Below are 24,349 nucleotides of genomic sequence, written 5' to 3'. Positions count from 1 at the left end.
TCCTGAGCAGTGTCCACCGCCACCGGCCCGCGCGTGGTTATCCCTCCCGGGCCGGGCGGGCCGCTGCGGCCCGGCGGGCTGCCATCCTGGCCACCAGGATACTGATCTCATACAGCGCCAGCAGGGGGCCCGCCATGAGCAACTGGGAGAAGACGTCCGGTCCCGGCGTGAGGGCGGCGGCCGCGATGAAGATGATCACGATCACCGGCCGGCGGTTCCTGGCCAGCCAGGAGCTCGTCACCACGCCCCACCGGGCCAGGAAGTACACCACGACGGGCAACTCGAAGGCCAGGCCGAAGGGAATCAGAAAGGAAATCAGAAACGACACGTAGTGCCCGATGGACAGCATGGGCCTGACCTCGGGGCCCGCCACGGTGATGAGAAAACGGGCGGCGAAGCGAAAAACGGTGAAATAGGCGAAGGCGGCTCCGGCAAAGAACATGACCAGCGAAGCCAGCGCCGTCACTCCCACCGTGCGCCTTTCCTCGGACCTCAGGGCGGGCACGACGAAACCCCACACCTGCCAAAGGATGACCGGGAGGGCCAGGACGAACCCGGCCGCCAGAGCCAGCTTGATCTGGGTCATGAAGGCCTCGCCCAGGCCGATGAAGATCAGGGGAGCCTCGTACTGGCGCAGGGGAAAGGTGACCAGGTCGTAGAGTTGCCGGCGGAAGAACCCGTACACGAAGCCCGTGGACACCCCGACGGCCACCGTGCATACCACCAGGACACGGCGCAGTTCCTCCAGGTGCTCCATCAGGCTCATCTCCGCTTTCCTCTGTCGGGACGAGCGCACCCTCACTTCTCCCGATCGCCCTCGGTCCCGCCGCGCGGGCGATTCTTGTCCTCGGCCCCATCGCCCAGCCCCAGCTCGTCCATGATGCCCCGGGAAGCGCGGCGGAACTCCCGCACCATGGTGCCCAGGGTGCGGCCCATCTTGGGGAGCTCCTTCGGCCCCAGGACCACCAGGGCGACCAGCAGGATGATCAGGAGTTCCCCGCCGTTGATGTTCACGGTCTAGCCTTCCTTCCGCGACTCCGTCCCCGCACCCACAGCCCCTTCCTGTCCGGAGCCGGGTTGCCCGGAGCCGGGTTGCCCGGACCCGGATTTCTCGGACTCGGCCTTACCCTGGGAAGCCTGGCGGAACTCGCGCAGGCTCTGTCCCAAAGCCCGCCCCACCCCCGGGAGCTTTCCCGCCCCAAAGACGATGAGACAGATGAACAGGATGACCAGGAGTTCCGGCAACCCGATGTTGAACGGCATTCTCTCATCACTCCCCGACCGCATCTTTCGTCAGGCGACTGCCCGGATTGACAAACCCGCGCCCACACAAGCTGGCGGGAGCAGGTGGGAATCGAACCCACCACGGGCACTCACGGCACCCGACAACGGCTTTGAAGGCCGCGAGAGACACCAGTCCCCATCTGCCCCCGACTATTGCGTATTTTAGCACCATGCGTCACCCGCCTCAACCCGACTGCGCCTGCGACGATTCCTCAGGGGCGCGTGTCGACAGGTGGTCGCGGATCCAGGTCATCTCGCGCTCCAGGGCGCGCTGCCGGCCGGAGATGTACAGCAAGTAAACGAACAGCAGGGTCCAGATGACCGTGTATCCCAGGAAGAGATACGTCATCGCCGGGTTTCCCCCCCTTCCTCGCGCCAGGTGCGCTTGCACTCCGCCAGCTCCTGTTCGAGCCGGGCCAGATGCACCCGCTCGCCCGTGAGCAGGACGTACAGCAGCGTGAAAGCAACCACGGCCACCACCATGGCCAGCACCATGGGCGGTTCCAGATCGAGCCCGGCGGCCGACACCACCACGGGGTGATATGACCGCCACCAGCGCACCGACATGAACACGATGGGCACATCGGCGAAGGCGATGATGCCGAAGACCGCGGCATAACGCGCCCGGCGCCCCGGCTCCTCCACCAGGTTCCTCACCAGCAGGGTGGCCGCATACATGAGCCACAGGACGAAGGCGCTGGTGAGTCGCGGTTCCCACTCCCACCAGGTGCCCCAGGCAAAGCGGGCCCAGATGGACCCAGTCACCACCGCCATGGTGATGAACAGCAGGCCCACCTCGGCAGACGCCAGGCCCAGCCGGTCCCAGGCTGGCGTCGCGCTGCGCAGGTAGGCGATACCGGCCACGCACACCACGGTAAAGGCCAGCAGGCCCGTCCACGCCGATGCCACATGGAAGTAGAAGATCCTCTGGGTGTCACCCAGCTTCGCGTCGGGAGGAGCATAGAGAAAGGCCAGGAACAGCGCCCCCAGGATGGCCACAAAGGTGATCCAGGCCAGCAGACTTCGCGAGCTCAACCGTTCACCTCCCGTCATACACATCGGGCCTCAAGCTACGCTTCCTGCCGGGCGGTCCCGCTTCCCGCCCGTCGTCAGGGTTCCACCAGGTAATCGAAGAGCACCATGGGCAGGGCGACGAACAGGGCATCGTAAGCCAGCAGCAGACCCAGCCACCTCCTCCACGCCAGGGGATCACCCACCCCCAGCAGGGAGGCGGTGGCCTCCACCGCGCCGATCACGGCCGGGATCAGGATCGGGAACACGAGGACAGGCAGCAGCATTTCGGCCGCGCGGGTGTGGGCGGCCAGGGCGGACAGCAGCGTCCCGATGCTGGCGAAGCCCACCGTGCCCAGGATGATGGTAACACAGAAAGGCACGAACGGCGCGGTGAAAGAGACTCCCAGCAGCCCGAAGAAGAGGGGCAGTGAGACCAGTTCCACTACCCCCAGGAAGACCAGGTTGGCCAGGGCCTTCCCCACGAAGATGAAGGAGCGGTCGGCCGGCACCAGCAGCAGGCCGGGCAGGGTTTCCTGGGCGCGCTCGCTGGAGAAAGAGCGCCCCAGGCCCAGCAGGCCGACGAAATAGAAGGAAATCCAGAGGAGACCCGGGAACACGGGCTCGAGGTCGGCCCCGGTGGCACGCAGGCCGAATCCGAAAACGGTCACCACCACCAGAGCGAAAACCACCATGGGGGTGAGGGTCTCCCGCGTGCGCACTTCCGCCCGCAGTTCCTTCCACACCAGGGCCGTGACCTGCTGCCACCACCCCGTCCGCCCGCTCAAAGCAGCTCACCAGCCCCCGCACGCGGCCGGCAGGCTTCCTCCAGGCGGGCTCCATCCAGGTCCCGGCTCGGGCCGAGCAGCGTCACCCGTCCCCGTTGCAGCACCATGACGCGGTCGCTGGCCGCCAGGGCCCGTCCCGGGTCGTGGCTGGTCATCACCACGGACCGGCCGCGCTCCCCCCAGCGTCGGATCACAGTGTCCAGCAGCGCTGCCGCTTCGCGGTCGAGGCCCGTGTAGGGTTCGTCCAGCAGGAGAAGCACGGGATCGTGCAGGAGGGCCCGGGCCAGGGCCAGGCGCTGCTGCATCCCCCGCGAATAGTGGCGCGCCGGCTCGTGGGCGAAAAGCCCCAGGCCCACACCATCCAGCATCTCCTTCACCCGGGCTTCCGGGTTGGGGACACCGAACGCCCGCGCCCAGAACCACAGGTTTTCCCATCCCGTGAGCTGGGGATAAAGGAAGGTGTGGTGGCCCAGGAACCCGATGTGCCCGCGCAGGGCGGGTCCGCTCCGGCGCACATCCCGCCCCCCGATCAGCACCTGGCCGCGGGTGGGCGGAAGCAAGGTACCCAGGACCCGCAACAGGGTGGTCTTGCCCGCCCCATTCGGCCCCATGACGGCCAGCACCTGCCCGTCGGAGAGGTCAAAGCTCACCCCCCGCAGGACCTCGGAGCCGCCCAGGCGCTGCACGAGCTCGCGCACCACCACCGCCGGTCGGCGCGGCTCAGCCACGACCCCGGCCTCCCCGCCCGACGCGGCGGCGGGGCCAGGCGAGTACCAGCATCCCCGCCACCAGCAGGTAACCACCCACCCAGATCCAGGCCACCAGGGGTTCCCTTATCACCCGGAATGAAGCGGTACCGTCGTGCTGCCAGGCGTCCAGGATGGTGTACAGGTCCTCGTCCAGCCCGCCCCGCACCGCCACCTCAGAGAAGGCCGATTCGTAGTTGGGATAATACTGCTTCTCGGGCCGGAGCACGATCGCCCGCCCGCTCCTGGCCACCTCCAGGTGGGCGTACACGCTTACCCGGTGAGGCAGGTGCGCGGCATCCAGGCCCCGGTAGGTGATGGTGTATCCGACCGCTTCGGTGGACTGCCCCGGCTGCAGGGTGAAGGTGGCCTCCTGGCGGAGGGCCGAACCGGAGAACCCCAGCACCATGCAGGCGACCGCCAGGTGCACCAGCAGCGCCCCGTACCGGCGGGGGTTGCGGTCCATCAAACCGGCCAGGGCACCCAGCCACCCTTCTCCGGTGGACAAACGCCGGGCCCGGGCGTCCCGCACCACCTGAGCCAGCCCGGCGAACGCTGCCAGGAACGCGGCCAAGAACCCCACCAGCATTCCCGCCGAGGGCCGGGACCCGTGCAGATGCGCCAGCACCCCGCCCAGGGCCCCGGTTGCCAGGAGTGCCAGTCCCCCCGGCACGGCCAGGCCGCGTGCCACCGCCACCGGCCGGCTGCGGCTCCATCCCAGCACCTGGCAGATGCCCAGGAGCACGACTGCCAGGGTTCCGAAGGGGACCGCCGCCCGCACATAGAAAGCCGGCCCCACCGACACCTGCTTGCCCCCGGTGATCCCGGAGAACAGCGGGAACACGGTTCCCCAGAACACCACCAGGGCAAATGCCGCCAGGAAAAACTCGGCCACGATCACGGCCGCCTCCCGGGAAAGCAGGGATTCCAGGGGGCGCGTTTCCTCAACCTGGGACCACCCGCGCACCAGCAGGTAGCCCGAACCCAGCAACACCAACCCCATGAATACCACGAAATAGACACCCAGGCCACTGGGGGCGAAGGCGTGCACCGAGGAGAGAACGCCGCTGCGGGTGAGGAAGGTGCCCAGGATGGTGAGGAAGAAGGTCACCGCCACCAGGATGACGTTCCATCCCGCCATGGTGCCCCGCTTCTCCTGCACCAGCGCGGAGTGCAGGAAGGCGGTGGCGGTAAGCCAGGGCAGGAGCGAGGCGTTTTCCACCGGATCCCAGGCCCAGTACCCGCCCCAGCCCAGCTCCACATAAGCCCACTGCATCCCCAGGATGATCCCCACCGACAGGAACAGCCACGACCACAGCGTGAAGGACCGGCTGAGATACAGCCACCCGGGCCCGGAGCCGGCCGCGTCCGCCGGCCCGGGTGTGGCGTGCTCCCCGGAGCCGGCCCGGTCTGCCGCCCGCGGCGTGGCGCGCTGCCCGGCACCGGCCAGGCTGACGGCAGGGGCAGAGCGCCCGGCGTGGAGGGCCGCCAGGGCAAAAGCAAAGGGTACGGTGAAGCCAACGTACCCCAGGTACAGGGTGACGGGGTGAAGCAGCATCCCAACGTTCTGCAGCATGGGGTTGAGTCCCATCCCGTCGGGGGGAACCGGGGAGAGTACCCGGAACGGGCTGGTGACGAACGCCAGGAGGAGCAGGAAGAAGGCTTCCACGCCCATCATCATGGCCAGGGCGCGGGCCGCCAGCTGGGGGGAGCGAGCCCAGGTGACACGAGCCACGTACGCGGCATACCAGGACAGCACCAGCGCCCAGAGGAGCAGGGAGCCCTCCTGCCCCGCCCAGAAAGCAGATATCTTGTATACGAGGGGCAGGTTGCGGCTGGTGTGGTCGGCCACGTAGGCGAGGCGGAAGTCAGATACCGCCAGGAAGTAGACGAGCAGCGCAGAGGTGAGGGTGCAAAGCACCGTCCCCGCCACTGCCGCTGCCCGTCCCTGCTCGAGCCAGGCCTTCTTTTGCCATCCGATACCCAGTACCAGGGCGCCGCTGCCGTAGACAGAGGCCAGCAGGCCGGCCAGCACCAGAAGATCCGCTAGCTGCACCATCAGGCCGGCGTACCTGCCCTTCCCGAGTCACCGGCGACCGGGCGACGGCCGGCCGTCGCCAGGCGACGACTGGCCACCGCCGCCAGGCCGATGGCCAGGACCATGGCGGCGCCACCCAGGTACAGCACATTGTTGCCTCTCCGGGCGGCCGCGGCAGGGGCCTGCTCGTACTTGCTCGGGCACTTCATGATGAGGCGGTTGGCCACCATGACCCCGTGCCCGTCGCCGGTGCCCTCCACCACCACCTGCTGCCCGGGGCCGAAGTTATCCGGAGGCGCCCCCCGGTACACGACAGGCACAGAAGCGCTACCATCGGTCACCTCAAACCGCAGGACCATGGCTGCGGCGTCCCACCTCACATCCGCGCCCACGTTCCCGGCCACGCGGAAGGTCGTCGTTGACGCTCCCCGCGCCTGCGCCTCCGAAGGGGTGAGGTAATACAGGGCCGCCCCCTGCCAGCCCGAATACGCCAGGTACGCCACCGCCGCCAGCACCAGCAAACCCGCCCACAGCAACCGCCGCCGCATCCCGACTACCTCCGCCTCTGCGTCGATCGCACCCACCCGCCTCCCCGGCCGGTCCGCTGCCTCACTGCCGGGGCCAGCGGGCCCGGTCTCCCACCACCCATGCCAGGCTAGCGGGGCAGGAGAGGAACCAGAGTCACGAACACCCAGGCCACCAGTCCCACATACACCACCAGTTCCAGGGCAATCAGCACCCGGTTGCGAGACCAGCGACTGCGGGGCAACCGGTCCAGATCGCCGGCCGCGTAACCGGCCATGCTCTCATACAAGAGGGCATGATCCTCCATCAGCTGGGACAATCTCAGTTTACCACTGTACCATACCGCACTGGAAGGGAAGACGCTGGGAGACAAGTGGACGGCAAATGAATGGCCTATGAGCACGGCCAGGAATGCCAGGAGGGCCTCGTTGCTGTGGGCCACCCGCAACGCACCGATCACCCAACGGGGAACATATGCTGCCGCCCACTCGGGAAACGCCAGGGTGAGACCGGAGACTCCCATCACCGTGGTGCCCCACACCACCGCCCAGTACTCGAACTTCTCCCACCAGGTGAACTTGCCGAAGCGGGGCGGCTCGTGGCGCCACCCGGCCAGGTAGCCCAGGTGGTGGGCGAAGTCCTGGAAGTCGCGCAAGCGGGGCAGCACGGCGAAATCGAGCCGCCTGCGCACCAGCCCCCATACGCAGAGGAGCACGTGGTACACCACCACGAAAGCCAGCAGGCCCGCCGCCACCAGGTGCACCCGCAACATGGTGTCGAAGTTGCCGAAGAACCGCACCACCGCGGGAGCCCAGGCTGTGTGGGAGTACTTGATGGGAAACCCGGTCAGCATCAGGACGGCCAGGCTCACCGCCAGCAGCCCGTGCTGCAACCGGGCGTGGATGTCAAACCTCATGGTGGGGTCACGCCGCCTCATGGACGGGCACCTCCCTCGGGACCCTTCCCGCTGCGGGACCGCAGACGGTGGGTCAGATCGAGGACGGCCAACGAACCATCCTTCGCCGTGTTGACCAGGATCACGGCCAGAAAGAACTTCCACACCACCCACAGCGGGAACCCGTCCTTGCGATCCTGGGGCGTAACGTGCTCCTTGCCCTGCAGGAGGTTGGCCATGGCGGCCGGGCTGCCCCGGTGGCAGTTGCCGCACATCAGGGTGGCCTCCTGGACGTTCCCGTTCACCGGGGAGAGGTGCCCGTGACAGTCGGTACACAGCGGGGCCTCCCGCGACCCCAGCCGGCGGGCAGCCCCGTGGAAGCTGTAGTCGTAACTCGCCTTCTCCTTCTCGTGGCACGAGGCACAGAATCCCACCACATTGGCGTGGTTGATGGGCGAAGCGGGGTCATTCGCCGGCACCAGCGCGTGGATGGGGCCGTGGCACTTGTCGCAGGTCAGGGGATCGGGATGACAGGAGACCTTGCCCTGCCCGAAATCGTATCCCTGGTGACAGCTCACGCATGTCTGCAGGGTGAGCGAACGCAGTTCCTCCCCCAGGGCCACGCGTCCGTGGTCGAAGCCCTGGAACTGCGGATGACACGAATTGCACGACTCCTTGCCGTGGGGGGATGATGCGTACTTCTGGGCGTCGACATAGAGATCGACTTCCCTCTCACCATCAAAGGTGGTGAGCCCCTGCTGCCCGTGACACCCCAGGCACAGCTGGTTGTCCGCCTGAGCCCGGGCCGCTCCCGGCGCGGCCGCCAGCACTACCCCCGCGGCCACCAGGGCGAGGAGCAACTTGGGCAATGTCATCATGGCCACCTCCGAGCAGCCGGGGAAGCGCCCCGGGCCACCACCGGCCCGAGGACCGGGCGGGAAGCTGACCCCGGAGACGTCTCCCCCGGCTCGACCCTGAATCGCTCCTACTTCGTCAGCGCCTCCTGCAGCCACTGCCGGGCCACGCGCAGCATCTCGTCCGTATAGGCAGGGTTGTGGATGCCGCCCGAGGCGTCGGCTTCGGCGAAGGAGATGTTGGTGAACGCCTTATCACGCAGTTCCTGAGCCGCCTTGACGTCAAGTCCCATGGCCTGGCGATCCTTGATGCGGGCATCCACCCGGGCCAGCAGATCCTTGAGCTCCTTGACCTGCCGGTCAAACTCCTGGTGGAGCCCCTCGGTCTTCTCCACGGTCATGGTCTTGTGGCAGGCGTCGCAGGAATCCAGCTCCACCGGCTTGCCGTGCTGGGTGATGGTGAGCTTGGGCGTGCCCGCCTTGAACAAGTGGTTGCCAGCAACCATGTGGCAGTCCACGCAGGTGGCCGTCTTGGCCGCGGGCATGTTGGGCACCCCGATGGCACCCACGCCCAGCCACATCTCCTTCTGCGCGTGGTGGACTTCCGTCCCGGGCGCAAAGGTCTCCGTCTTCAACTCGCCGGTGTGGCACTCGATGCAGGTTTCCTGGGCATCCTTGCGCAGCTGGGCCTCGTGGTCCCGCTTGTGGGGATCGTGGCACACCACGCAGGTGATACCCACCCGGTCTCCCTTCAGGTCCCCCTCGCGGAAGTCCTTGAGGGTGGGCACCGGCTGGCCTTTCTCTTCGGCCAGGCGCACGGTGGCCGAGTGGCACTCCATGCAGCTCTCCTTGTAGAAGGGCTTATCCACCATATTGGCGAACACGGAGTAGTGCCCGGTTTCCTTGAGCTGGCCCACCTGCCGGTCCCCGCCGTGGCAGGACTCGCAGGCGTCCACGTCCAGCGAGGCCTTGATGTAAGCGGTGTTGCCGCCGGTGGCCACGTGCTTGGAGCCGGGCCCGTGGCACGACTCGCAGCTTATCCCCAGCGACACGAAGGTGTTGAGCTGCTTGTCGTACCCGGTGGTGTGGCAGCCCGTGCACGCTCCCAGCCAGGGCGATACCGCGCGCGGCTGCCACTCTTTCTTCTCGATGTCCCACCCCGCCGGCAGGTACTTGTAATCCGCCCCCACGAAGTAGTTCTTGGTCAAGCCACCGACCACGAACTTCACGTCGGAAAGCTGGATGCCCGCCCGGGGATCGGCGAAGTTGGCGTTGGTCACGCCGGGCCCGGGCTCCTGCACCATGCGGCTGTGCATGGTGGTGCGCCAGGCGGCCACAGCCTCGCTGTGGCAGGTGGCACACTGCTCCGGTCCCACCACGTAGCTCGCCACGCCGGCCAGGGGATCCTGCATCCCCTTCTTGCCCTCCCACACCTTCACCAGCAGCACGGCGGCATCGGCGCGGGTGAACGTTCGTGACGGCTCGAACCTACCCTCGGCCGGGAAGAGGCCCTTCCTGATGGCCACCGCCACATAGCCGGCAGAGTCGGCCGGGATACTGGCACCATCAGCCAGCTTCCCCAGGACGGCCGTCTTCTCCACGTCCGGCAGCGCCTGCGCTTCCTGCTCGAGGCCCAATGCCTTCACCGCTACGCGGGCGGCCTCCACCCGCGTCACCCCGTCGCCGGTACCGAAAGCACCCTGACCGGCAGGTGCCATGAGCCCCGCCCGGACCACCGTTTCTACTGTCTTCCAGTACCAGGCATCCTTGGGCGCGTCCCCGAATGCCGGCAAATACGGCGTCACTTCGGGCAGGCCGAAGATCCGCTCCACCATGGCGGCGAACTCCGCCCGGGTTACCCTGGCGTCGGGCGCGAACACCTTGCCGGGGCGACCCTTGACAACGCCCGCCTCCGCCAGGGTCTCGATGGCCTCACGCGCCGGGTGGCGGGCGATATCGCGGAAGAGGGCGGGCCTGGCGGGGGGCTGGGTGGTACCTCCCGCTGCCGGCGCTCCGGACGAGCCGCCGCCCGTGGTGGGCTGGGAAGCAGCCGGCTTGCTGGTGGGGTCGCCCGGGAAGGTGAGAGCCTTGATTTCGGCCAGGTTACTGAAACCGTCCCGGTCGGAGTCCGTCCCCTCCACCTTGCGGTAGTCCATGCCTGCCGCCGCCAGGTCAGCCCCGTAGCGGTTGAGCTTCAAGTCCGACGTGTGGCACGTCACACAACCGGCCAGCTTGGACCCCTTGAGGTTGGGGTAGGCAGACACCAGGGAGTTCACGTACGCCGCCTTGGCGTAGGCCGTGGCCGCCCCCAGCAGGGCCAGGATGGCCAGCACGGTCACCAGAGCGATCACCTTCCTCATTTTCCTCTGTTTCCCCCCTTTCTCAGTTTAAGTTTGTGAGAGCTTTAACAAAAAGTTCAAGGGGGGCCCGGCTCGCTCCTGCGCTCAGGGCCATCACACTTTGCCCCGCATCATAAGCGCGGGCTATGAGGCACACCCGCCATCGTCCACGCGCTCCCCACAAGCAGGAGGAACGGGCAGCCGGCGGCGGTGATGCGCGCTCAGGCGGCAGGCGCCACCCACAAGCAGGAGGAATAGGGATAGTAAGAGAACTTATAGCTGCTGTAAATGTGAGGGACAGCTCCGGCAGCATGGGGCAGGCGTGTCCAGTGGGGGTCAGGGCATGAACGTGTGGCAGCTGGAGGTATTCTGTACGGTGGCCCGGGTGAAGAGCTTCTCCCGGGCGGCGCGCCTGCTCCATCTCACCCAGCCGGGGGTCAGTGCCCAGATCCTCTCCCTGGAAAAGCATTTCGGGGTACGCCTCTTCCGCCGCCACGCCCACGGCGTAGACCTCACGCCCGCGGGCGAGGTGGTCTTCGACTACGCCCGCCGCATCCTGGAGTTGGTGGAAGGGATGGAGAAGGCCGTCAGCGCCACCGACGACACGCGCCAGCTCACCATCGCCGCCACCCAGACCGTCGGGAATTACGCCCTGCCCTGCACTGTGTGGGCCTTCAAGGAGAAGAACCCCACCTGCGACATCAGGCTGGAGATCGTCTCGGCCGCCGACGTGGTGGCCGGGGTGCAAAACGGCAAGTTCGACGTGGGCGTCCTGGAGGGGTGCGATGAGGGGACCATGAAAGACCCCGAGCTGGTGGCGCGCTCCATCACCGCAGACGAACTGGTGGCGGTGGTGGCCCCTGACGGCAGGTGGGCCGCCACGGAGGAACTGGAGCCGGGGGAACTCCTGCGCATGCCCCTCCTGCTGCGGGAGCCGGGTTCCGGGGTCCGAGAGGCGGTGGAGCAGTGCCTGGCCCACGCAGGCATCGACCCCGCCCAGCTCCAGGTGGTAGCGGTCATGGGTTCAAACGAGGCCATCAAGTCGGCGGTTTCTGCGGGGCGGGGAGCGTCCATCCTGTCCCGGCTGGCCGTGCAGCGCGAGCTGCGCACCGGAGGCCTGCGGGCCCTGCGCGTCCGCGGCCTGGGACCCATGCGGTTCCTGCTCATTCACCGCCGGGACCCTCTCCTCTCGGGGCTGGCCCGGCGCTTCATCCGCTTTCTCACCCCCGCCGATCTCTGCTGAGCCGGCACTGCGGTGTGCTGACTCAGTGGATGTAGCAGGCGCTGGTCTTCTTGTACTCTTTGGCGCTGGCGAGGATGAGATACTCGGACACGCCCGTGGTGGCAGAAATGGCCCGGGCCACCTCCGCGCAGGCCTCTTCGTCGCCCCCGTGCACCATGGTGTAGACGTTGTAGGGGAAATCCGGTAGTCCGGCCCGCTCGTAACAGTGGGTAACCTGAGGGAAAGTGGCAGCCAGTCGCCCAAACCGTTCTACCTGGTCGGGCGGTACCTTCCACACCACCATAGCGTTGCCGCGGTAGCCGGCCGCCTGGTGGTATAACACGGCGGCCACGCGGCGGAGCCATCCCCTCTCCCAGTAAGACCGTATCCGCCTGAGCACTTCGGCTTCGGAAGCCCCCACCCGGGAGGCAATGGCCCCGAAGGGACACGGATCCAGGGGAATGTCCCCCTGCAACTCCCTCACGATGGCCCGGTCCAGCTCATCAAGCATAGCCGGCAGCCTCCTCGCCCGTCGCGCCCATGGGAAAGTGAGCTCTGATCTTGAACACGCGCCCGGCCGGCACCAGATGTACCTCCTCCACCCTGGTGCGGGACCTGATCTCATCCAACAGGGCGCGGGCGTCCGCTTCCCGGCCCGTTACCAGGGTGAACCAGAGGTTGTACCGCCCCTGGCGGGCGTAGTTGTGGGTCACCTCGGGATACTCGCTCACCACGGCCGCCACCCGGTCCAGGTCCTCCGGAGGCACCACCATCGCCACCAGGGCACTGTGAAAGCCCAGGGCGCGGGTGCTGAACACACCTCCCAGGCGCCGGATGATGCCCTCCTCCTTCAACCGGGTGACACGCCGGAGGCAATCCTCCTCGGAGATGCCCACCTCGTCCGCCACCGCTGCAAAGGGGCGTGCGCAGAGAGGCAGCCCCCTCTGTAGGACGTCCAGCAGTCTGCGGTCTACGCCGTCCACTGCTCCTCCCCCCCCGACCAGGCAATCTCGTCGTCGCTCAGGTAACATGCCGGGTCGTCGCCCCACATGTCCCCGGCAGCTCCGGCGCGGGCCCGGAAGTTACCGTTGCACACATCCAGCCACACGCACCGGCGGCACCTGCCCTGCAGCAGGGCCTTGCGCTGGCGCAGCCCCCGCAAGACGGGGTGATCGGACTGCCCCCAGATCTCGGAGAAGGGCCGCTGGCGCACGTTCCCCACCGGCTGGTGGCGACTGAACTGGTCCGGGTACACGTCACCCAGGTGATCTATGGCAGCAATGGCGATGCCCGAGCGGTTTCCCCCGCTGCGACGCAGCAGCTCGAGCACCCGGGGTGCCACCTGGGGACGGTGGCGCAACGCCCACAGGTACAGGTAGGGACCGTCGGCATGATTGTCCACCGTGAGGATCTCCGCCGGCCGCCCGGCGGCGTGCATACCGAGGGTGCGCTCCACGATGAGGTCAAGGGCCTGCCTCCTCTCGGCCGGGGACAGGTCCTGCTCCATCATCGCTACCCCCCGCCCCGAGTAGACCAGGTGGTAGAAGCAGGCCCGCGGGATGCCTTCCGTCTCGATAAGGTCGAAGATGGCCCCCAGATCGCCCACGTTCTGGCGCGTCATGGTGAAGCGCAGGCCCACGCGCTGACCCACCGCCAGGCAGTTGCGGATCCCCTCCAGGGCGGCCTCGAAGGCACCGGGTACCCCGCGCATGCGGTCGTTGGCTTCGCCGATGCCGTCCAGGCTTACCCCCACATAGCTGACTCCCAACTCGCGCAACCGCCCCGCCCGTTCGCGGGTGATGAGAGTTCCGTTGGTGGAGATCACGGTCCTGATGCCCAGCCCCACCGCCCGCCCGATGAGACGATCCAGGTCCGGCCGCAGGAGGGGCTCCCCCCCCGAAAACAACACCACCGGTACGCGAAAGCGGGCCAGGTCGTCGATGAGGTCGAGGGCCTCCTCCGTGCCGGGCACACCCTGGGGGGCGGGTGCTCCCCCTCGCGCGGAGGGCCCTTCCCTCCGAAAGGGGAGTTCGCCGGCGCCCACCGCTCTTGGGACCGGGATGGCGTCGTAGTAACAGTGGGAGCAACGCAGGTTGCAGGCCGGGGTCACGTTCCATACCACCACCGGCCCCGCCCCTGCGTGCGTACCCGCCACCTGAGATCGCGCCGAGGGGACGTAACGCAACCCGTCCCCGTATCCCGATGTATCACAGAGCAGCCTGCTGACGCTTATCATCGCGACCCCGCCCTTCCCACGTCTCGGCTACAACCTCCACGGCCCGGTCACTGTCCGGCTGCCGGGCCAGGCCCTTGATGCCGGCGATGGGACCATCCAGCACCCGGTTCACCAGGCGGTGAGCCATCATCTCCAGCACCCGGCGCTCCCGCTCGCCCAGGCCGGGCAGCTCCCGCATGGCCCGGTCCAGCTCTTCTGCGCGGATGCGGAGCGCCTTCTCCCGCACCCGCCTTATCACCGGGACGACCCTCTGCTGGCGCAACCAGGCGGCAAACTCCCCTGCCTCGTCGGCGCAGATGGCTTCCGCGCGGTCGACCTGGTCCCTTCCGGCTTCCCCCACGTGCTCGTCCAGCGAGTCGACATCGAAGAGTCGCACCCCCTGTATGTCGGCCGCGGCCGGGTCCACGTCCCGGGGAACGGCCAGGTCGAACACGACCAGGGGCCGTGACCGCCCCGCCAGAGCCTTCGCCACCAGCTCCCGGCCGAGCACCACCCCGGGCGCCGCCGTGCAGCTGATCACCAGGTCCACTCCGGCCAGGGTCTCCCTCAGGCTTTCCTCCTCCAGGGGCAACAGGGTCCAGCCGTCGGTTCCTCCCCCATCCCGGCCGGGTCCGCCGATGCCGAGACCGGCCAGCGCCTGCCTCGTCCGGGCGGGATCGCGGGTGCACACCAGCACCTCGCCCACGCCCTCCCGCCTGAGCTGGGACAGGGCCAGCCGTCCCATCTTGCCCGCCCCCACCACCAGCACCCGCCGGCCGGTCAGGCCACCCAGTTGCTCGGCCGCCACCTTCACCGCCACCGAGCTCACGGAGGCAGTCCGGCTGCTCACGGCCGTTTCCGCATGCACCCGGCGGGCGGCGCGCACCGCGTGTTCGAACAGCACGTTGAGTATCTTACCGGCCGTGCCCGCCTCGCGCGCGGCCTGCAGGGTCTGCCTCACCTGACCCAGAACCTGAGTTTCACCGGTCACCATGGCGTCCAGCCCGCCGGCCACCCGGAAAAGGTGCCGCGCCGCCTCACCGCCTTGTCGGCGGTACACCAGGGCTCCTACCCCGGCCCCCGTCCTCCCTCCCCACTCCTTCTCCAGGCTATCCGGACGGGCAGGATCGACCAGATATGCTTCCACCCGGTTGCACGTGCACAGGAGGGCACTCTCGCATGCCCCGGTCAGGCGTCGCAGCCCGGCCAGATACGCGGGCAGATCCGGTCCGGATACGGCCAGCCGCTCCCGCACTTCCACGGAAGCAGTCCGGTAGCTAACTCCCAATACCAGCAGGCGATACACCTGCCTCACCTCGCCCCTCCTCGGGCCGCCACCTCCGCGGTGCGCGGCTGATAGGTGCAGTAAGGTTCCTCGGCCAGATAGTCACCCGTCGTTCCCAGGGCGCGGGCGCGGCAACCCCGGCAGGCGCGCCGGAATTCGCAGCGGCCGCACTTACCGCGCAAGAGGTCGGCATCTCTCAGCTCCCGGAACAGGGGGGCCTCCTGGTAGATCTGGGAAAAGGGCCGCTCCCGGATGTCCCCTGCTTCCCGGGGGAAGTAGCCGCACGGGTAAACCTTGCCCGTCCGGGAAATGAACGCGAAGCCGTCTCCCGCCATGCAGCCGCGCGGCCGCCTGCCCTGACTGCGGCGCTGGAGCCACAGGCGGGCATACATGGGGCCGCACGTCACCTTGACACGCATCCCTCCGCCCGGCACCGGGTGCACGCCGGCCCGGGAAGACTGCTCGAGCAACCACTCCAGCACCCGTTCGTACTCGTGGGGGGGGATCTCGTCCTCCACCGTGGCCCGACCGGTCGGCACCAGCAGGAACACGTCCCAGGTTACCGCCCCCACTTCCCGCGCCAGCGCCAGCAGGTGGGGAAGCTCGGCCACGTTGTGCCGGGTCACTGTGGTGTTCACCTGAAACGGCAGGCCCGCCTCCCGGGCCAGGCCCATGCCCGCCATCGCAGCAGCGAAGGACCCCGGCACGCCCCGGAAAGCGTCATGAGACGACGCATCCGACCCGTCGATGCTCACCGAAAGGGCCACGATGCTCGCTTCCCGGATGGCCCGTACGCTCTCGGGCGTGAGGGTGGTGCCGTTGGTGGACATGACCATGCGCACACCCAGGCTGCTGCCGTACCGGGCCAGATCCAGGATGTCGGGCCGCAGCAGTGGCTCCCCTCCGGTTATGATGAATGTCGGCCGGCAGAAGGAGGCCACGTCATCCAGAAGAGCACGGGCTTCGGCCGTGCTCAACTCGGCCGGATCGCCGGTGGGAACGGCCTCTGCCCGGCAATGCCGGCACACCAGATTACATGCCCGGGTCGCCTCCCAGGCAATTACCGCGGGACCTGTTTCAGGCTCCCCCATGCTCGTCCTCCGCCCAATACACTATCACAAAGCGGTGCCACCGGAGCATTGACTCCGGTCAACGACCAGGCTTGTGATGGTTCTAACAAGACATTTTTCAGAAACCCCCGCGCTATTCCTCCACCAGTGGGGTATCAGATTTTAGCAGGCCGCATAGCCCCCGCTTATACGGGGCCCGCCGGGCGGCCCCGCGGGGAAGGGGCGGGTCCGGGAAGCACTACCGCCCTGAACGGCTACGACCGGTGCGCGATTCGGCTGCCAGGGCCACCCTGATCCCCACCAGGGCACCGGCCACCATGAAAACCCCTTCCACCCAACCCTGCAGGGACGAGGAGACGATTCCTCCCATTACCCCTCCCACGTTGCACCCGGGCGCCAGCCGGGCACCTACCCCCATGAGCAGTCCCCCCATGCCAGCCAGCACCGCCGGCTGCCAGCGCCGGGGCAGGCGCAGGCGCCACTCCCCTCCCCTTACCGCACCCAGGGCGGCACCGCCCACCATTCCCCCCACCAGGAGGGCACCGGCCAGGACCAGCTCTCCCGTCCCCCGCGCACCCACCAGGGGAAAGGTAACCGGTATGCCGATGAGGTGGGAGGTAATGCCCAGCGTTCGCCCCGTCCAGAACGTGAACATTACCTCGATGGCCGCCAGGCCGAGTGCCCCGGCCAGGTAGGACCATCCCGTATCGCCATGTCGGCGGTGGCCCGTACCGCTGTCACTACGCACGGCGCCATCCCCCGCTTCCGCCGGCCTGTCTGCACAGGGTCAGCTCCCACACGCCGCCGGGCAGTTCGTCCACCGTGAACGAAACACCCTCTCGCTCGGCCCATTCCATCACATTGCGCACGGACCGGGCGTACCCGAGCCGGGCAACCACTGCCTCCCCGGGTTGGGCCCCGCGCAGAGCCTCCTGGATGCGCAGCAGCGGCACCGGACAAACCTCCTCCACCAGGTCCAGATACCGGGCAGCCACTACTCTCCCCCCGCCCCCAGTCCCGCCCGCGGAGCCCGGCGCAGCCGCCCGGACATCTCCAGCACCCATCCCAGGAGAGCCAGGGCGCCCACCCCCACCAGCACGGCCGTGGGCCACCCCAGCACGTCCGGAAGGAAGACCACCGTGCCCCGCCCGGCCCAGGCCGCCCACCAGGCACGCAGGCGCAGGCCCGCCTCGCCCCCCGCCATCAGGCCTGCCACGGCCAGCGCGTACACCACCGTACCTTCCCCCAGACGGACCAGGGTGGTGAGAGCACAGGTGCCGGCCAGCCCCATCCCCAGGCCGAATACCAGCCCCCCCGCCACGGTGTGCCAGCCCACGGCGAATACGTTGCCGGGAGCACCGACCAGGGACTGGGCGGCGGCCACGCCCACCAGCGAAACGGCCAGCAGGGTGAGCATCGCCCGCGCCAGGGCCGGCATTCGCCACAGGAAAGCATCCCGTATCGCGCCCACAAAGCACAGCCGCGACCGCTGCACCAGGTACCCGACCGCCAGCCCGCACACCCAGAAGCCCGCTGCCACCCGCCACCCCATGCTCAGGAGCAGTATGGCCACGGCACCGGCGATCGTCACCATCACCGCCGCCATGCTACCCGGCACTCTCCTCTCAACGGATGAACAGGGGCCCGAACACCAGGGCCACGATGGACATGAGTTTGATGAGGATGTTCATGGAGGGCCCGGCGGTATCCTTGAAGGGATCGCCCACCGTGTCGCCCACCACGGCTGCCTTGTGCTCGGGAGAACCCTTGCCACCCAGGTTACCCGCCTCGATGAACTTCTTGCCGTTGTCCCAGGCCGCACCCGCGTTGGCCATGGTCACGGCGATGAGGAAGCCGGTCGCCAGGGAACCGGCCAGCATCCCGCCCAGGGCTTCCCTGCCCAGCAGCAAGCCGATCACGATGGGGCTGATCACCGCCAGCAGGCCGGGGGCGACCATCTCCTTCAAAGCGGCCGCGGTGGCGATGTCCACACAGCGGGCGTAGTCGGCCCGGGCCCGGCCTTCCATGAGGCCCGCCACCTCGCGGAACTGCCGCCTCACCTCTTCCACCATGCGCAGGGCCGCCCGCCCTACCGCATCCAGGGCCATGGCACCGAACAGGAAGGGCAGCAGCGCGCCGATGAGGAGGCCGATGAGGGTGGTGTGCCTGCTCAGGTCGATGGTGCTGAGCCCGACGCTGTGGGAGTACGCCGAGAACAGGGCCAGGGCCGTGAGGGCGGCCGATCCGATGGCAAAGCCCTTGCCGATGGCCGCGGTGGTATTCCCCAGGGCATCCAGGCGGTCCGTGATGCGGCGCACGCCCTCGCCCAGGCCGGACATCTCGGCGATGCCGCCCGCGTTGTCTGCCACCGGGCCGTAAGCATCCACGGACATCACCACCCCGATGGTGGCCAGCATACCCACCCCCGCCAGGGCGATGCCGTAGAGCCCGCCCAGGGAATAAGCCACATAGATGGCCACCGCCACTGCGATCACGGGCAGGGCTGTGCTGCGCATCCCCAGGGCCAGGCCGGTGAGGATGTTGGTGGCCGGCCCGGTGGTGCAGGAGTGGGCCACTCCCTTGATAGGAGGACCGGAGGTGAAGTACTCGCTGATCAGACCGATCAGGATACCCGCTATCAGGCCGGCGAGCACCGCCCCCAGCAGGACCACGCTGCCGGTCAGGGCCACGCACAGCCACCAGGCCAGCAGGGCGAAGGCGCCCGCCGCCACGTAGGTCCCCCAGCGCAGGGCCGCCTGGGGGTTGGCCCCGCTCAGGGCGCGCACATACACCACACCCAGGAAGGAGGCCACCGTCCCGGTCGCCACCAGGGCCAGGGGCAGAATGGTGTGACCCGGGCTGAGACCCGCGCCCAGCACCATGGCGGCTACCACCGAGCCCACGTAGGACTCGAAGAGGTCGGCACCCATGCCGGCCACGTCACCCACGTTGTCGCCCACGTTGTCGGCGATCACGGCCGGATTGCGGGGGTCGTCCTCGGGGATGCCGGCCTCCACCTTTCCCACCAGGTCGGCGCCCACGTCCGCCGACTTGGTGTAAATGCCTCCCCCCACGCGGGCGAACAGGGCTATGGAACTGGCCCCAAACGAAAAACCTGTTACGATTACGGGATCAGGAAACAGCATGAAGACTACCGCCAGGCCGATGAGCCCCAGGCCCGCCACCGCCAGGCCCATGATGGATCCGCCGGAAAAGGCAACGCGCAGGGCCTGAACCTGCCCGGCGCGCGCTGCTTCCGTGGTACGCACGTTGGCCCGGGTGGCCGCACTCATCCCCAAATAGCCGGCCAGAACCGAGCATGAGGCGCCGATCAGGTACGCCACGGCGGTCTTCCAGGACAGCGCAAGCCCGAGGACGACGAACACCGCCACCGCGAAGACGGCGATGGTGCGATACTCGCGCAGCAGGAACGCCCGCGCCCCCTCGTGGATGGCTTCCGAGATCTCTCTCATGCGTTCGCTGCCGGCGGGCATCCGCAACAGGCTGCTCCACAGAAAGGCCACGAAAACCAGCGCCACCGCCCCCACCAGGAGAGACACCAACGGCCAGGTCAACTCAGCTATCCCCCCTACGACGCACGTCGCATTTCCTGCGTACAACCGCAACCAGTATAGTCGGGGCGCAAAACGGTGTCAAAGGGAATACAGCGCCTTGCGCGGGACGCCGGCGAGGGGTGACCACCGGCCTGCAGCACGACGGCGCGCGGGACTGTGCGTGCGGTGACGGCGGCACCCGCGCCCACATATTATGTAACAGGCAAGACACCGGGCCTCATTTGCTCAGCACCACCTGCGGGCCCGCATCCGCGAGGAGAGATAGGAGATGACCTCCCCGGACAGCGACTCCGCGCAAAGCGACGCCGCAGCTCGCACCGCCAGGCTGGTGGCGGCAAAGTGGACACTCCTCATCATCAGCCATCTGGCCAGGGGCCCCATGCGCTTCCATGAGCTTCAGCGCAACCTCTCCGGAATCAGCCCCAAGACTCTCTCCGACCGCCTGCATCAGCTGGACGGTCTGGGAATTATCTCCCGCCACGTATATGCAGAGGTCCCTCCGCGGGTGGAGTACAGGCTTACGGAGAAGGGCAGGGCGCTGCTACCCCTGGTCAACTTCCTCGGACAGTATGGACAGCGGTGGCTACCGCCGCGCGGCACCTGATCACTTCAGGCGGGGCAGCATGGTTATGCCGCGCGGCACCTGATCACCTCAGGCGGGGCAGCGGTACAATCCACCGCGCCCTGACCGATACCGCCCGCCCCCGGCGCTCGAGAACTCCCCCGGCCGCCAGGGGCGGCACTGCTTCTCCAAAGATGTGGGCCCCATAGCGCCGGTACACGCTTTCGAAAACGGTTACGTCGACGAGGCCGAACTCATCCTCCAGGGACAGGAACACCACGATGCGGCCGCTCTTCGTGGGAGGTCGGTGGGGCCGTATGGCCGCACCGGCCACCTTGACCCGGCTGCCCTCGGGCATACCGGCTACCTCCCGGCTGGACATATACCCCCGCCGCTTCAGGTACGGGCGCAGGTGTCCCATGAGGTGCCCGCTTACGCCGAACCCCAGGATCTCGTGCTCCCACGCCAGCTTCTCCAACGGCGTGAAATCGGCCGCCAACGCCATGCCCACCGCGGATGGGAGCCCCGGGGCGAGGCCGGGAAGGAGGTCACCACGGCATCCCTGCAGCAGCGCCGGCAACGCCCACATGAGGGAGCGCCGATTCGGATGCAGGGAATCGAAGGCCCCGCACAGGATGAGATTCTCTATCACGTCCTGATCGAGCCCGGCGGGGCCCACCTCCCTACCGGCGCCATCGCCCGGTGACACACCGCAGGCGTCGCGTACACCCGCGGTGTCACGCGGGCGGACCAGGCGGCGGCAGAAGTCCTCCAGGGAGGTAAACGGGCCGTCCCGGCGGCGGGCTTCCAGGACGGCCTCAAGACCCCTTTCGGGCATGCCCTTCACCGCCCGCAGGGAAGTGCGGACGACCAGCCGCCCCCCGGCAGGCCCGGCCCCGCACTCGGGGCCAGGCTCACACCCAGACCCCGGCTCGCGTCCGGCCCCCGGTGCAGCCGCGGGCGGGGATGCCGCCGGGGGCTCCACGGTGAAGTGGTCTTCGCTGCGGTTGATGTCCGGCCCCAGCACGGGGATGCCCCGGCGCCGGGCCTCCACCACCACCGTCTCGGGCGGGTAGTAGCCCATGGGCTGCAGGGTGAGGATGGCGGCGAAGAAGTCGGCGGGATGGTGGCGCACCAGGTAGGCGGTGCGGTAGGCGATGTCGGCGAAGGCGGCGGCGTGGGCCTCACAGAAGCCGTAGCTGGCGTAGCCGGCGATCTGGGCGAAGATGGCGCGGGCCACCTCCTCTTCCACCCCGCGGGCGCGGGCCTTCTCCACGAAGTGGCGGCCGATCTCCTCCATCTCCCGCTGGGAGCGGGCGTGGGTCATCACCCGGCGCAGGCGATCGGCCTCCCCGGGGGTGAAGCCGGCCACGGCGGTGGCGATCTCGATCACCTGCTCCTGGAAGAGCACCACCCCGTAGGTCTTCTCCAGGATGGGACACAGGGCGGGATGCAGGTACCGGGGGGGCTCCTTCCCCTGGCGGCGGGCGATGAAGGGTTCCACCATGTTCCCCTTGACGGGCCCCGGTCGGATGAGGGCCACGCTGGCCACCAGGTCCTCCTGGCAGGAAGCCCCCAGGCGGGCCTGCAGGGCCCGCTGGGCGGGGCTCTCCAGTTGGAACACCCCGATGGTGCGCCCCTCGTTGATCATTTCGAAGGTGGCAGGATCATCGAGAGGGATGTCCCCGTATCGGAAGCCGGGGTCGCGGCCGGCAATGCTGCGACAGGCTTCCTCGATGGCCCCCATGGTGCGCAGGCAGAGGAGGTCCAGCTTCACCAGCCCCAGGGTCTCCACGTCGTCCTTGTCGAACTGGACGATGGTGATCCCCTTGGCCGCCATCTGCAGGGGGCTCACCTCCACCAGGGGACGGCGGCTGATCACCACCCCGCCCAGGTGGGTGCCCAGGTGGCGGGGGAAACCGGCCACCCGGCGCCCGATCTCGATGAGCAGGCGGAACCGGCGCGGATCTAGGCCGGAATCGCGCAGTTCCGGCACGCTGGCAAAGGCGCGGTCCAGGTCGTCGGCGTCCAGGTAGTAGGGCACCCGTTTGGCGAAGCGGTCGATCTCGGCCGGGGGCAGGTCCAGGGCCTTGCCCAGGTCGCGCACCGCCGCCCGTGCCCCGAAGGTGTTGTAGGTGGCCACCCCGGCCACGTGGTCGGCGCCGTACTTCTCGTACACGTAGCGGGTGACCTCGTCCCGGTAGCGGGCGTCGAAGTCGATGTCGATGTCGGGCTTCTCCGCCCGCTCCGGGCTCATGAAGCGCTCGAAGAGCAGCCCCCGCCGGATGGAATCCACCTCCGTGATGAAGAGGCAGTAGGCCACCGCCGAATCGGCCGCCGATCCCCGCCCCGCGTAGCGGATACCCCGCTCGCGGGCGAAGCGCGCCACGTCCCACACCAGAAGGAAGTAATCCTCGAACCCCAGGCGACAGATGATGTCCAGCTCGTGTTCCAGCCGCTCCCTGATGCGGTCCGCCACCGTGCCGTAGCGCTGCCGGGCACCCTCGTACACCTGCTGGCGCAGGAACCCGGCCGCCGTCATCCCCGCCGGCGCCTCCGGCGGCAGCGGGAACGCCGGATACAGCCAGCCCTCCCCCGCCGGCGCCCGGCCACCTCGCCGCGCAGCGGACGCGCCGGAGGCCACGCCTTCCAGATCCGCCGGTGCCCGGCGGCCGGGGATCACGCCCTCCAGGGCGGGCTGGCAGCGGGCGGCGATCTCCAGGGTGTTGCTCAGGGCTTCGGACCACTCCGCGAACAGGGCCTCCATCTCGGCGGGGGAGCGCAGGTAGTTCTGGGCGTTGAGCCGCCGCTCGGGGTGGACGTCATCCGCCCGGGTGAGGGTGCGCACACAGGTGAGCAGGTCGTGGACGGGGAAGTCCTCGCGCCGCGCGTAGTGGACATCCGCCGACGCCACCAGGGGAATGCCCAGGTGCTTGCCCAGCTCGGCCAGGGCGCGGTTGAGGGCCATCTCCCGGGGCAGCAGGTTCCCCTGCAGCTCCATGTAGAAGCCGGCCTCACCGGCACCCACGCTACTGCAGATCCCGGTGGCCGCGTCCCGGGCAGCGCGGACGCTACCGGCCAGGTCGCTCTCCCCCAAGTTGCCGCCCGGAGTGCCGCCTGAGATACCGGTCGTAGCACCGGCCGGGCCATCAGCGAGCCCGGCGAGCGCTCGACCGGAGAAGATGGCCTGCAGGCGCCGCGCCACCTCCTCTGCCTCCCGGTAGCGCCGCGCCAGGATGAGTCGGGGGATCTCCCCCCGCCGGCACCCCGACAGGGCAATGAGCCCCTCATGATAGCGCTCCAGGTCGGCCCAGCGCACGAGCGGCTGCCCGCGCTGGTTGCCCAGGTGGGCGGCGGTGAGCAGCCGGCACAGGTTGGCGTACCCCACGGCATCGCGCGCGAGGAGGACCAGGTGGCCCCCACGGTAGGCGTCACCGGCGCCTCCCACCCCGCGACCGCCGGCGAGGGGAGCCGGGCTGCCGCCAGTCACGGGAGCCGGGGTACCGCCGGCGAGGGGCACGGCGGCCTCCACCTCCACCTCGGCACCTATGATGGGCTTGATCCCCGCCGCCTCCGCCAGACGCCGGAACCTCACGGCGGCGGAAACGGTGTGGTGATCGGTGATGGCCAGTGCCGGCATGTCATACCCGGCAGCGGTGCGAATCAGCTCTTCCAGCCGACTTCCCCCGTCGAGGAAAGAAAACGGAGAATGCACATGCAGGTGAACGAACACGACCTGCCCCCTCCGACTCAAACCTCCGTTCACCCCCAGTATACCAAACAGGGGGGGCTTCGTAAATATGTTCGCCATTGATCCGGTTGCCGGTAGCCGCTTCCGGGTTCAGCAGTTGACGGGCCCGCGCGGTACGAAATACTGAACCGCAGGAACCGCAGTTGCGGTACAGAATACCGAACCGCAGGAACCGCAGATGCACGACGA

General features: G+C 68.4%; 24 protein-coding genes and 1 tRNA gene. 2 read left to right on the top strand and 23 right to left on the bottom strand.

Annotated elements, in window-relative coordinates; genetic code table 11:
* Nucleotides 1–37: 37 nt before the first annotated feature.
* The 13 genes from tatC to QME70_07615 form a co-directional block, all read right to left on the bottom strand.
* Nucleotides 38–766, bottom strand: a complete 729-nt coding sequence (gene tatC, locus QME70_07675; protein MDI6894472.1) for a twin-arginine translocase subunit TatC — start codon at nt 764–766, stop codon at nt 38–40.
* A gap of 32 nt (nt 767–798) precedes the next feature.
* Entirely contained in the window at nt 799–1,014 is a 216-nt protein-coding gene (locus QME70_07670) for a twin-arginine translocase TatA/TatE family subunit (protein ID MDI6894471.1), read from the bottom strand.
* Nucleotides 1,015–1,017: 3 nt separating this feature from the next.
* Nucleotides 1,018–1,263: a twin-arginine translocase TatA/TatE family subunit gene (locus QME70_07665; GenBank protein ID MDI6894470.1), complete on the bottom strand. Its 246-nt coding sequence runs from the start codon at nt 1,261–1,263 to the stop codon at nt 1,018–1,020.
* A gap of 72 nt (nt 1,264–1,335) precedes the next feature.
* Nucleotides 1,336–1,432, bottom strand: a tRNA-Sec gene (locus QME70_07660).
* Between the two features lie 36 nt (nt 1,433–1,468).
* Nucleotides 1,469–1,633, bottom strand: coding sequence for a CcmD family protein (locus QME70_07655; protein ID MDI6894469.1), 165 nt, complete (start codon nt 1,631–1,633; stop codon nt 1,469–1,471).
* The gene (gene ccsA, locus QME70_07650; GenBank protein MDI6894468.1) at nt 1,630–2,319 is read right to left on the bottom strand and encodes a cytochrome c biogenesis protein CcsA; all 690 of its coding nucleotides are present in this window, start codon (nt 2,317–2,319) and stop codon (nt 1,630–1,632) included. Before ccsA ends, QME70_07655 begins: the two co-directional genes overlap by 4 nt.
* A gap of 74 nt (nt 2,320–2,393) precedes the next feature.
* Complete coding sequence (locus tag QME70_07645) at nt 2,394–3,083, bottom strand: heme exporter protein CcmB (GenBank protein MDI6894467.1); 690 nt, start codon at nt 3,081–3,083, stop codon at nt 2,394–2,396.
* Entirely contained in the window at nt 3,080–3,811 is a 732-nt protein-coding gene (ccmA, locus tag QME70_07640; GenBank protein ID MDI6894466.1) for a heme ABC exporter ATP-binding protein CcmA, read from the bottom strand. Before ccmA ends, QME70_07645 begins: the two co-directional genes overlap by 4 nt.
* Nucleotides 3,804–5,888: a cytochrome c-type biogenesis CcmF C-terminal domain-containing protein gene (locus QME70_07635; protein ID MDI6894465.1), complete on the bottom strand. Its 2,085-nt coding sequence runs from the start codon at nt 5,886–5,888 to the stop codon at nt 3,804–3,806. The genes ccmA and QME70_07635 overlap by 8 nt, the downstream gene beginning before the upstream one ends.
* Nucleotides 5,888–6,415, bottom strand: a complete 528-nt coding sequence (locus QME70_07630; GenBank protein ID MDI6894464.1) for a cytochrome c maturation protein CcmE — start codon at nt 6,413–6,415, stop codon at nt 5,888–5,890. The genes QME70_07635 and QME70_07630 overlap by 1 nt, the downstream gene beginning before the upstream one ends.
* A 107-nt stretch (nt 6,416–6,522) precedes the next feature.
* On the bottom strand, nt 6,523–7,329 hold the full coding sequence (locus tag QME70_07625; protein ID MDI6894463.1) for a cytochrome b/b6 domain-containing protein: 807 nt from the start codon (nt 7,327–7,329) through the stop codon (nt 6,523–6,525).
* Nucleotides 7,326–8,162 (bottom strand): hypothetical protein, encoded by an 837-nt coding sequence (locus tag QME70_07620; GenBank protein MDI6894462.1) that lies wholly within the window; start codon nt 8,160–8,162, stop codon nt 7,326–7,328. Before QME70_07620 ends, QME70_07625 begins: the two co-directional genes overlap by 4 nt.
* A gap of 110 nt (nt 8,163–8,272) precedes the next feature.
* Complete coding sequence (locus QME70_07615) at nt 8,273–10,501, bottom strand: ammonia-forming cytochrome c nitrite reductase subunit c552 (GenBank protein MDI6894461.1); 2,229 nt, start codon at nt 10,499–10,501, stop codon at nt 8,273–8,275.
* Nucleotides 10,502–10,823: 322 nt separating this feature from the next.
* Between QME70_07615 and QME70_07610 the strand changes: the two genes are divergently transcribed.
* Nucleotides 10,824–11,723 carry a LysR family transcriptional regulator gene (locus tag QME70_07610; GenBank protein MDI6894460.1) on the top strand — a complete coding sequence of 300 codons (900 nt, stop codon included), beginning with the start codon at nt 10,824–10,826 and terminating at the stop codon, nt 11,721–11,723.
* A gap of 22 nt (nt 11,724–11,745) precedes the next feature.
* On the opposite strand, the gene QME70_07605 is transcribed toward QME70_07610, so the two are convergent.
* From QME70_07605 to QME70_07565, 9 genes are all read right to left on the bottom strand, one after another.
* Nucleotides 11,746–12,213 carry an AsnC family transcriptional regulator gene (locus tag QME70_07605; protein ID MDI6894459.1) on the bottom strand — a complete coding sequence of 156 codons (468 nt, stop codon included), beginning with the start codon at nt 12,211–12,213 and terminating at the stop codon, nt 11,746–11,748.
* Complete coding sequence (locus tag QME70_07600; GenBank protein ID MDI6894458.1) at nt 12,206–12,685, bottom strand: AsnC family transcriptional regulator; 480 nt, start codon at nt 12,683–12,685, stop codon at nt 12,206–12,208. The genes QME70_07605 and QME70_07600 overlap by 8 nt, the downstream gene beginning before the upstream one ends.
* On the bottom strand, nt 12,673–13,938 hold the full coding sequence (locus tag QME70_07595; protein ID MDI6894457.1) for a radical SAM protein: 1,266 nt from the start codon (nt 13,936–13,938) through the stop codon (nt 12,673–12,675). The genes QME70_07600 and QME70_07595 overlap by 13 nt, the downstream gene beginning before the upstream one ends.
* Nucleotides 13,910–15,232: a glutamyl-tRNA reductase gene (gene hemA / locus QME70_07590; GenBank protein ID MDI6894456.1), complete on the bottom strand. Its 1,323-nt coding sequence runs from the start codon at nt 15,230–15,232 to the stop codon at nt 13,910–13,912. The genes QME70_07595 and hemA overlap by 29 nt, the downstream gene beginning before the upstream one ends.
* Nucleotides 15,229–16,293, bottom strand: coding sequence for a radical SAM protein (locus QME70_07585; protein MDI6894455.1), 1,065 nt, complete (start codon nt 16,291–16,293; stop codon nt 15,229–15,231). The genes hemA and QME70_07585 overlap by 4 nt, the downstream gene beginning before the upstream one ends.
* 217 nt (nt 16,294–16,510) lie before the next feature.
* Entirely contained in the window at nt 16,511–17,020 is a 510-nt protein-coding gene (locus tag QME70_07580; GenBank protein MDI6894454.1) for a YeeE/YedE thiosulfate transporter family protein, read from the bottom strand.
* On the bottom strand, nt 17,013–17,267 hold the full coding sequence (locus QME70_07575) for a sulfurtransferase TusA family protein (GenBank protein ID MDI6894453.1): 255 nt from the start codon (nt 17,265–17,267) through the stop codon (nt 17,013–17,015). The genes QME70_07580 and QME70_07575 overlap by 8 nt, the downstream gene beginning before the upstream one ends.
* Nucleotides 17,267–17,878, bottom strand: coding sequence for a YeeE/YedE thiosulfate transporter family protein (locus tag QME70_07570; protein ID MDI6894452.1), 612 nt, complete (start codon nt 17,876–17,878; stop codon nt 17,267–17,269). Before QME70_07570 ends, QME70_07575 begins: the two co-directional genes overlap by 1 nt.
* Before the next feature lie 19 nt (nt 17,879–17,897).
* On the bottom strand, nt 17,898–19,856 hold the full coding sequence (locus tag QME70_07565) for a sodium-translocating pyrophosphatase (protein MDI6894451.1): 1,959 nt from the start codon (nt 19,854–19,856) through the stop codon (nt 17,898–17,900).
* Between the two features lie 259 nt (nt 19,857–20,115).
* On the opposite strand from QME70_07565, the gene QME70_07560 reads away from it, so the two are divergent.
* Nucleotides 20,116–20,451: a helix-turn-helix domain-containing protein gene (locus tag QME70_07560; GenBank protein MDI6894450.1), complete on the top strand. Its 336-nt coding sequence runs from the start codon at nt 20,116–20,118 to the stop codon at nt 20,449–20,451.
* A gap of 43 nt (nt 20,452–20,494) precedes the next feature.
* On the opposite strand, the gene QME70_07555 is transcribed toward QME70_07560, so the two are convergent.
* The gene (locus tag QME70_07555; protein ID MDI6894449.1) at nt 20,495–24,142 is read right to left on the bottom strand and encodes a DNA polymerase III subunit alpha; all 3,648 of its coding nucleotides are present in this window, start codon (nt 24,140–24,142) and stop codon (nt 20,495–20,497) included.
* Between the last annotated feature and the right edge of the window lie 207 nt (nt 24,143–24,349).

It is taken from the genome of Bacillota bacterium, from assembly GCA_030019365.1.
In the GTDB taxonomy this organism is placed as follows: Bacteria; Bacillota; Sulfobacillia; order JACIYH01; family JACIYH01; genus JACIYH01.
Note: the sequence above shows the minus strand (reverse complement) of the source record. Positions and strands in the feature narration are given on the sequence as shown.

Coding starts and splice junctions, on each gene's coding strand:
- tatC (MDI6894472.1), bottom strand. CDS start 766: ATGAGCCTGATGGAGCACCTGGAGGAACTGCGCCGTGTCCTGGTGGTA.
- QME70_07665 (MDI6894470.1), bottom strand. CDS start 1,263: ATGCCGTTCAACATCGGGTTGCCGGAACTCCTGGTCATCCTGTTCATC.
- QME70_07655 (MDI6894469.1), bottom strand. CDS start 1,633: ATGACGTATCTCTTCCTGGGATACACGGTCATCTGGACCCTGCTGTTC.
- QME70_07635 (MDI6894465.1), bottom strand. CDS start 5,888: ATGGTGCAGCTAGCGGATCTTCTGGTGCTGGCCGGCCTGCTGGCCTCT.
- QME70_07630 (MDI6894464.1), bottom strand. CDS start 6,415: ATGCGGCGGCGGTTGCTGTGGGCGGGTTTGCTGGTGCTGGCGGCGGTG.
- QME70_07625 (MDI6894463.1), bottom strand. CDS start 7,329: ATGAGGCGGCGTGACCCCACCATGAGGTTTGACATCCACGCCCGGTTG.
- QME70_07620 (MDI6894462.1), bottom strand. CDS start 8,162: ATGACATTGCCCAAGTTGCTCCTCGCCCTGGTGGCCGCGGGGGTAGTG.
- QME70_07615 (MDI6894461.1), bottom strand. CDS start 10,501: ATGAGGAAGGTGATCGCTCTGGTGACCGTGCTGGCCATCCTGGCCCTG.
- QME70_07610 (MDI6894460.1), top strand. CDS start 10,824: ATGAACGTGTGGCAGCTGGAGGTATTCTGTACGGTGGCCCGGGTGAAG.
- QME70_07605 (MDI6894459.1), bottom strand. CDS start 12,213: ATGCTTGATGAGCTGGACCGGGCCATCGTGAGGGAGTTGCAGGGGGAC.
- QME70_07595 (MDI6894457.1), bottom strand. CDS start 13,938: ATGATAAGCGTCAGCAGGCTGCTCTGTGATACATCGGGATACGGGGAC.
- QME70_07585 (MDI6894455.1), bottom strand. CDS start 16,293: ATGGGGGAGCCTGAAACAGGTCCCGCGGTAATTGCCTGGGAGGCGACC.
- QME70_07570 (MDI6894452.1), bottom strand. CDS start 17,878: ATGGCGGCGGTGATGGTGACGATCGCCGGTGCCGTGGCCATACTGCTC.
- QME70_07560 (MDI6894450.1), top strand. CDS start 20,116: ATGACCTCCCCGGACAGCGACTCCGCGCAAAGCGACGCCGCAGCTCGC.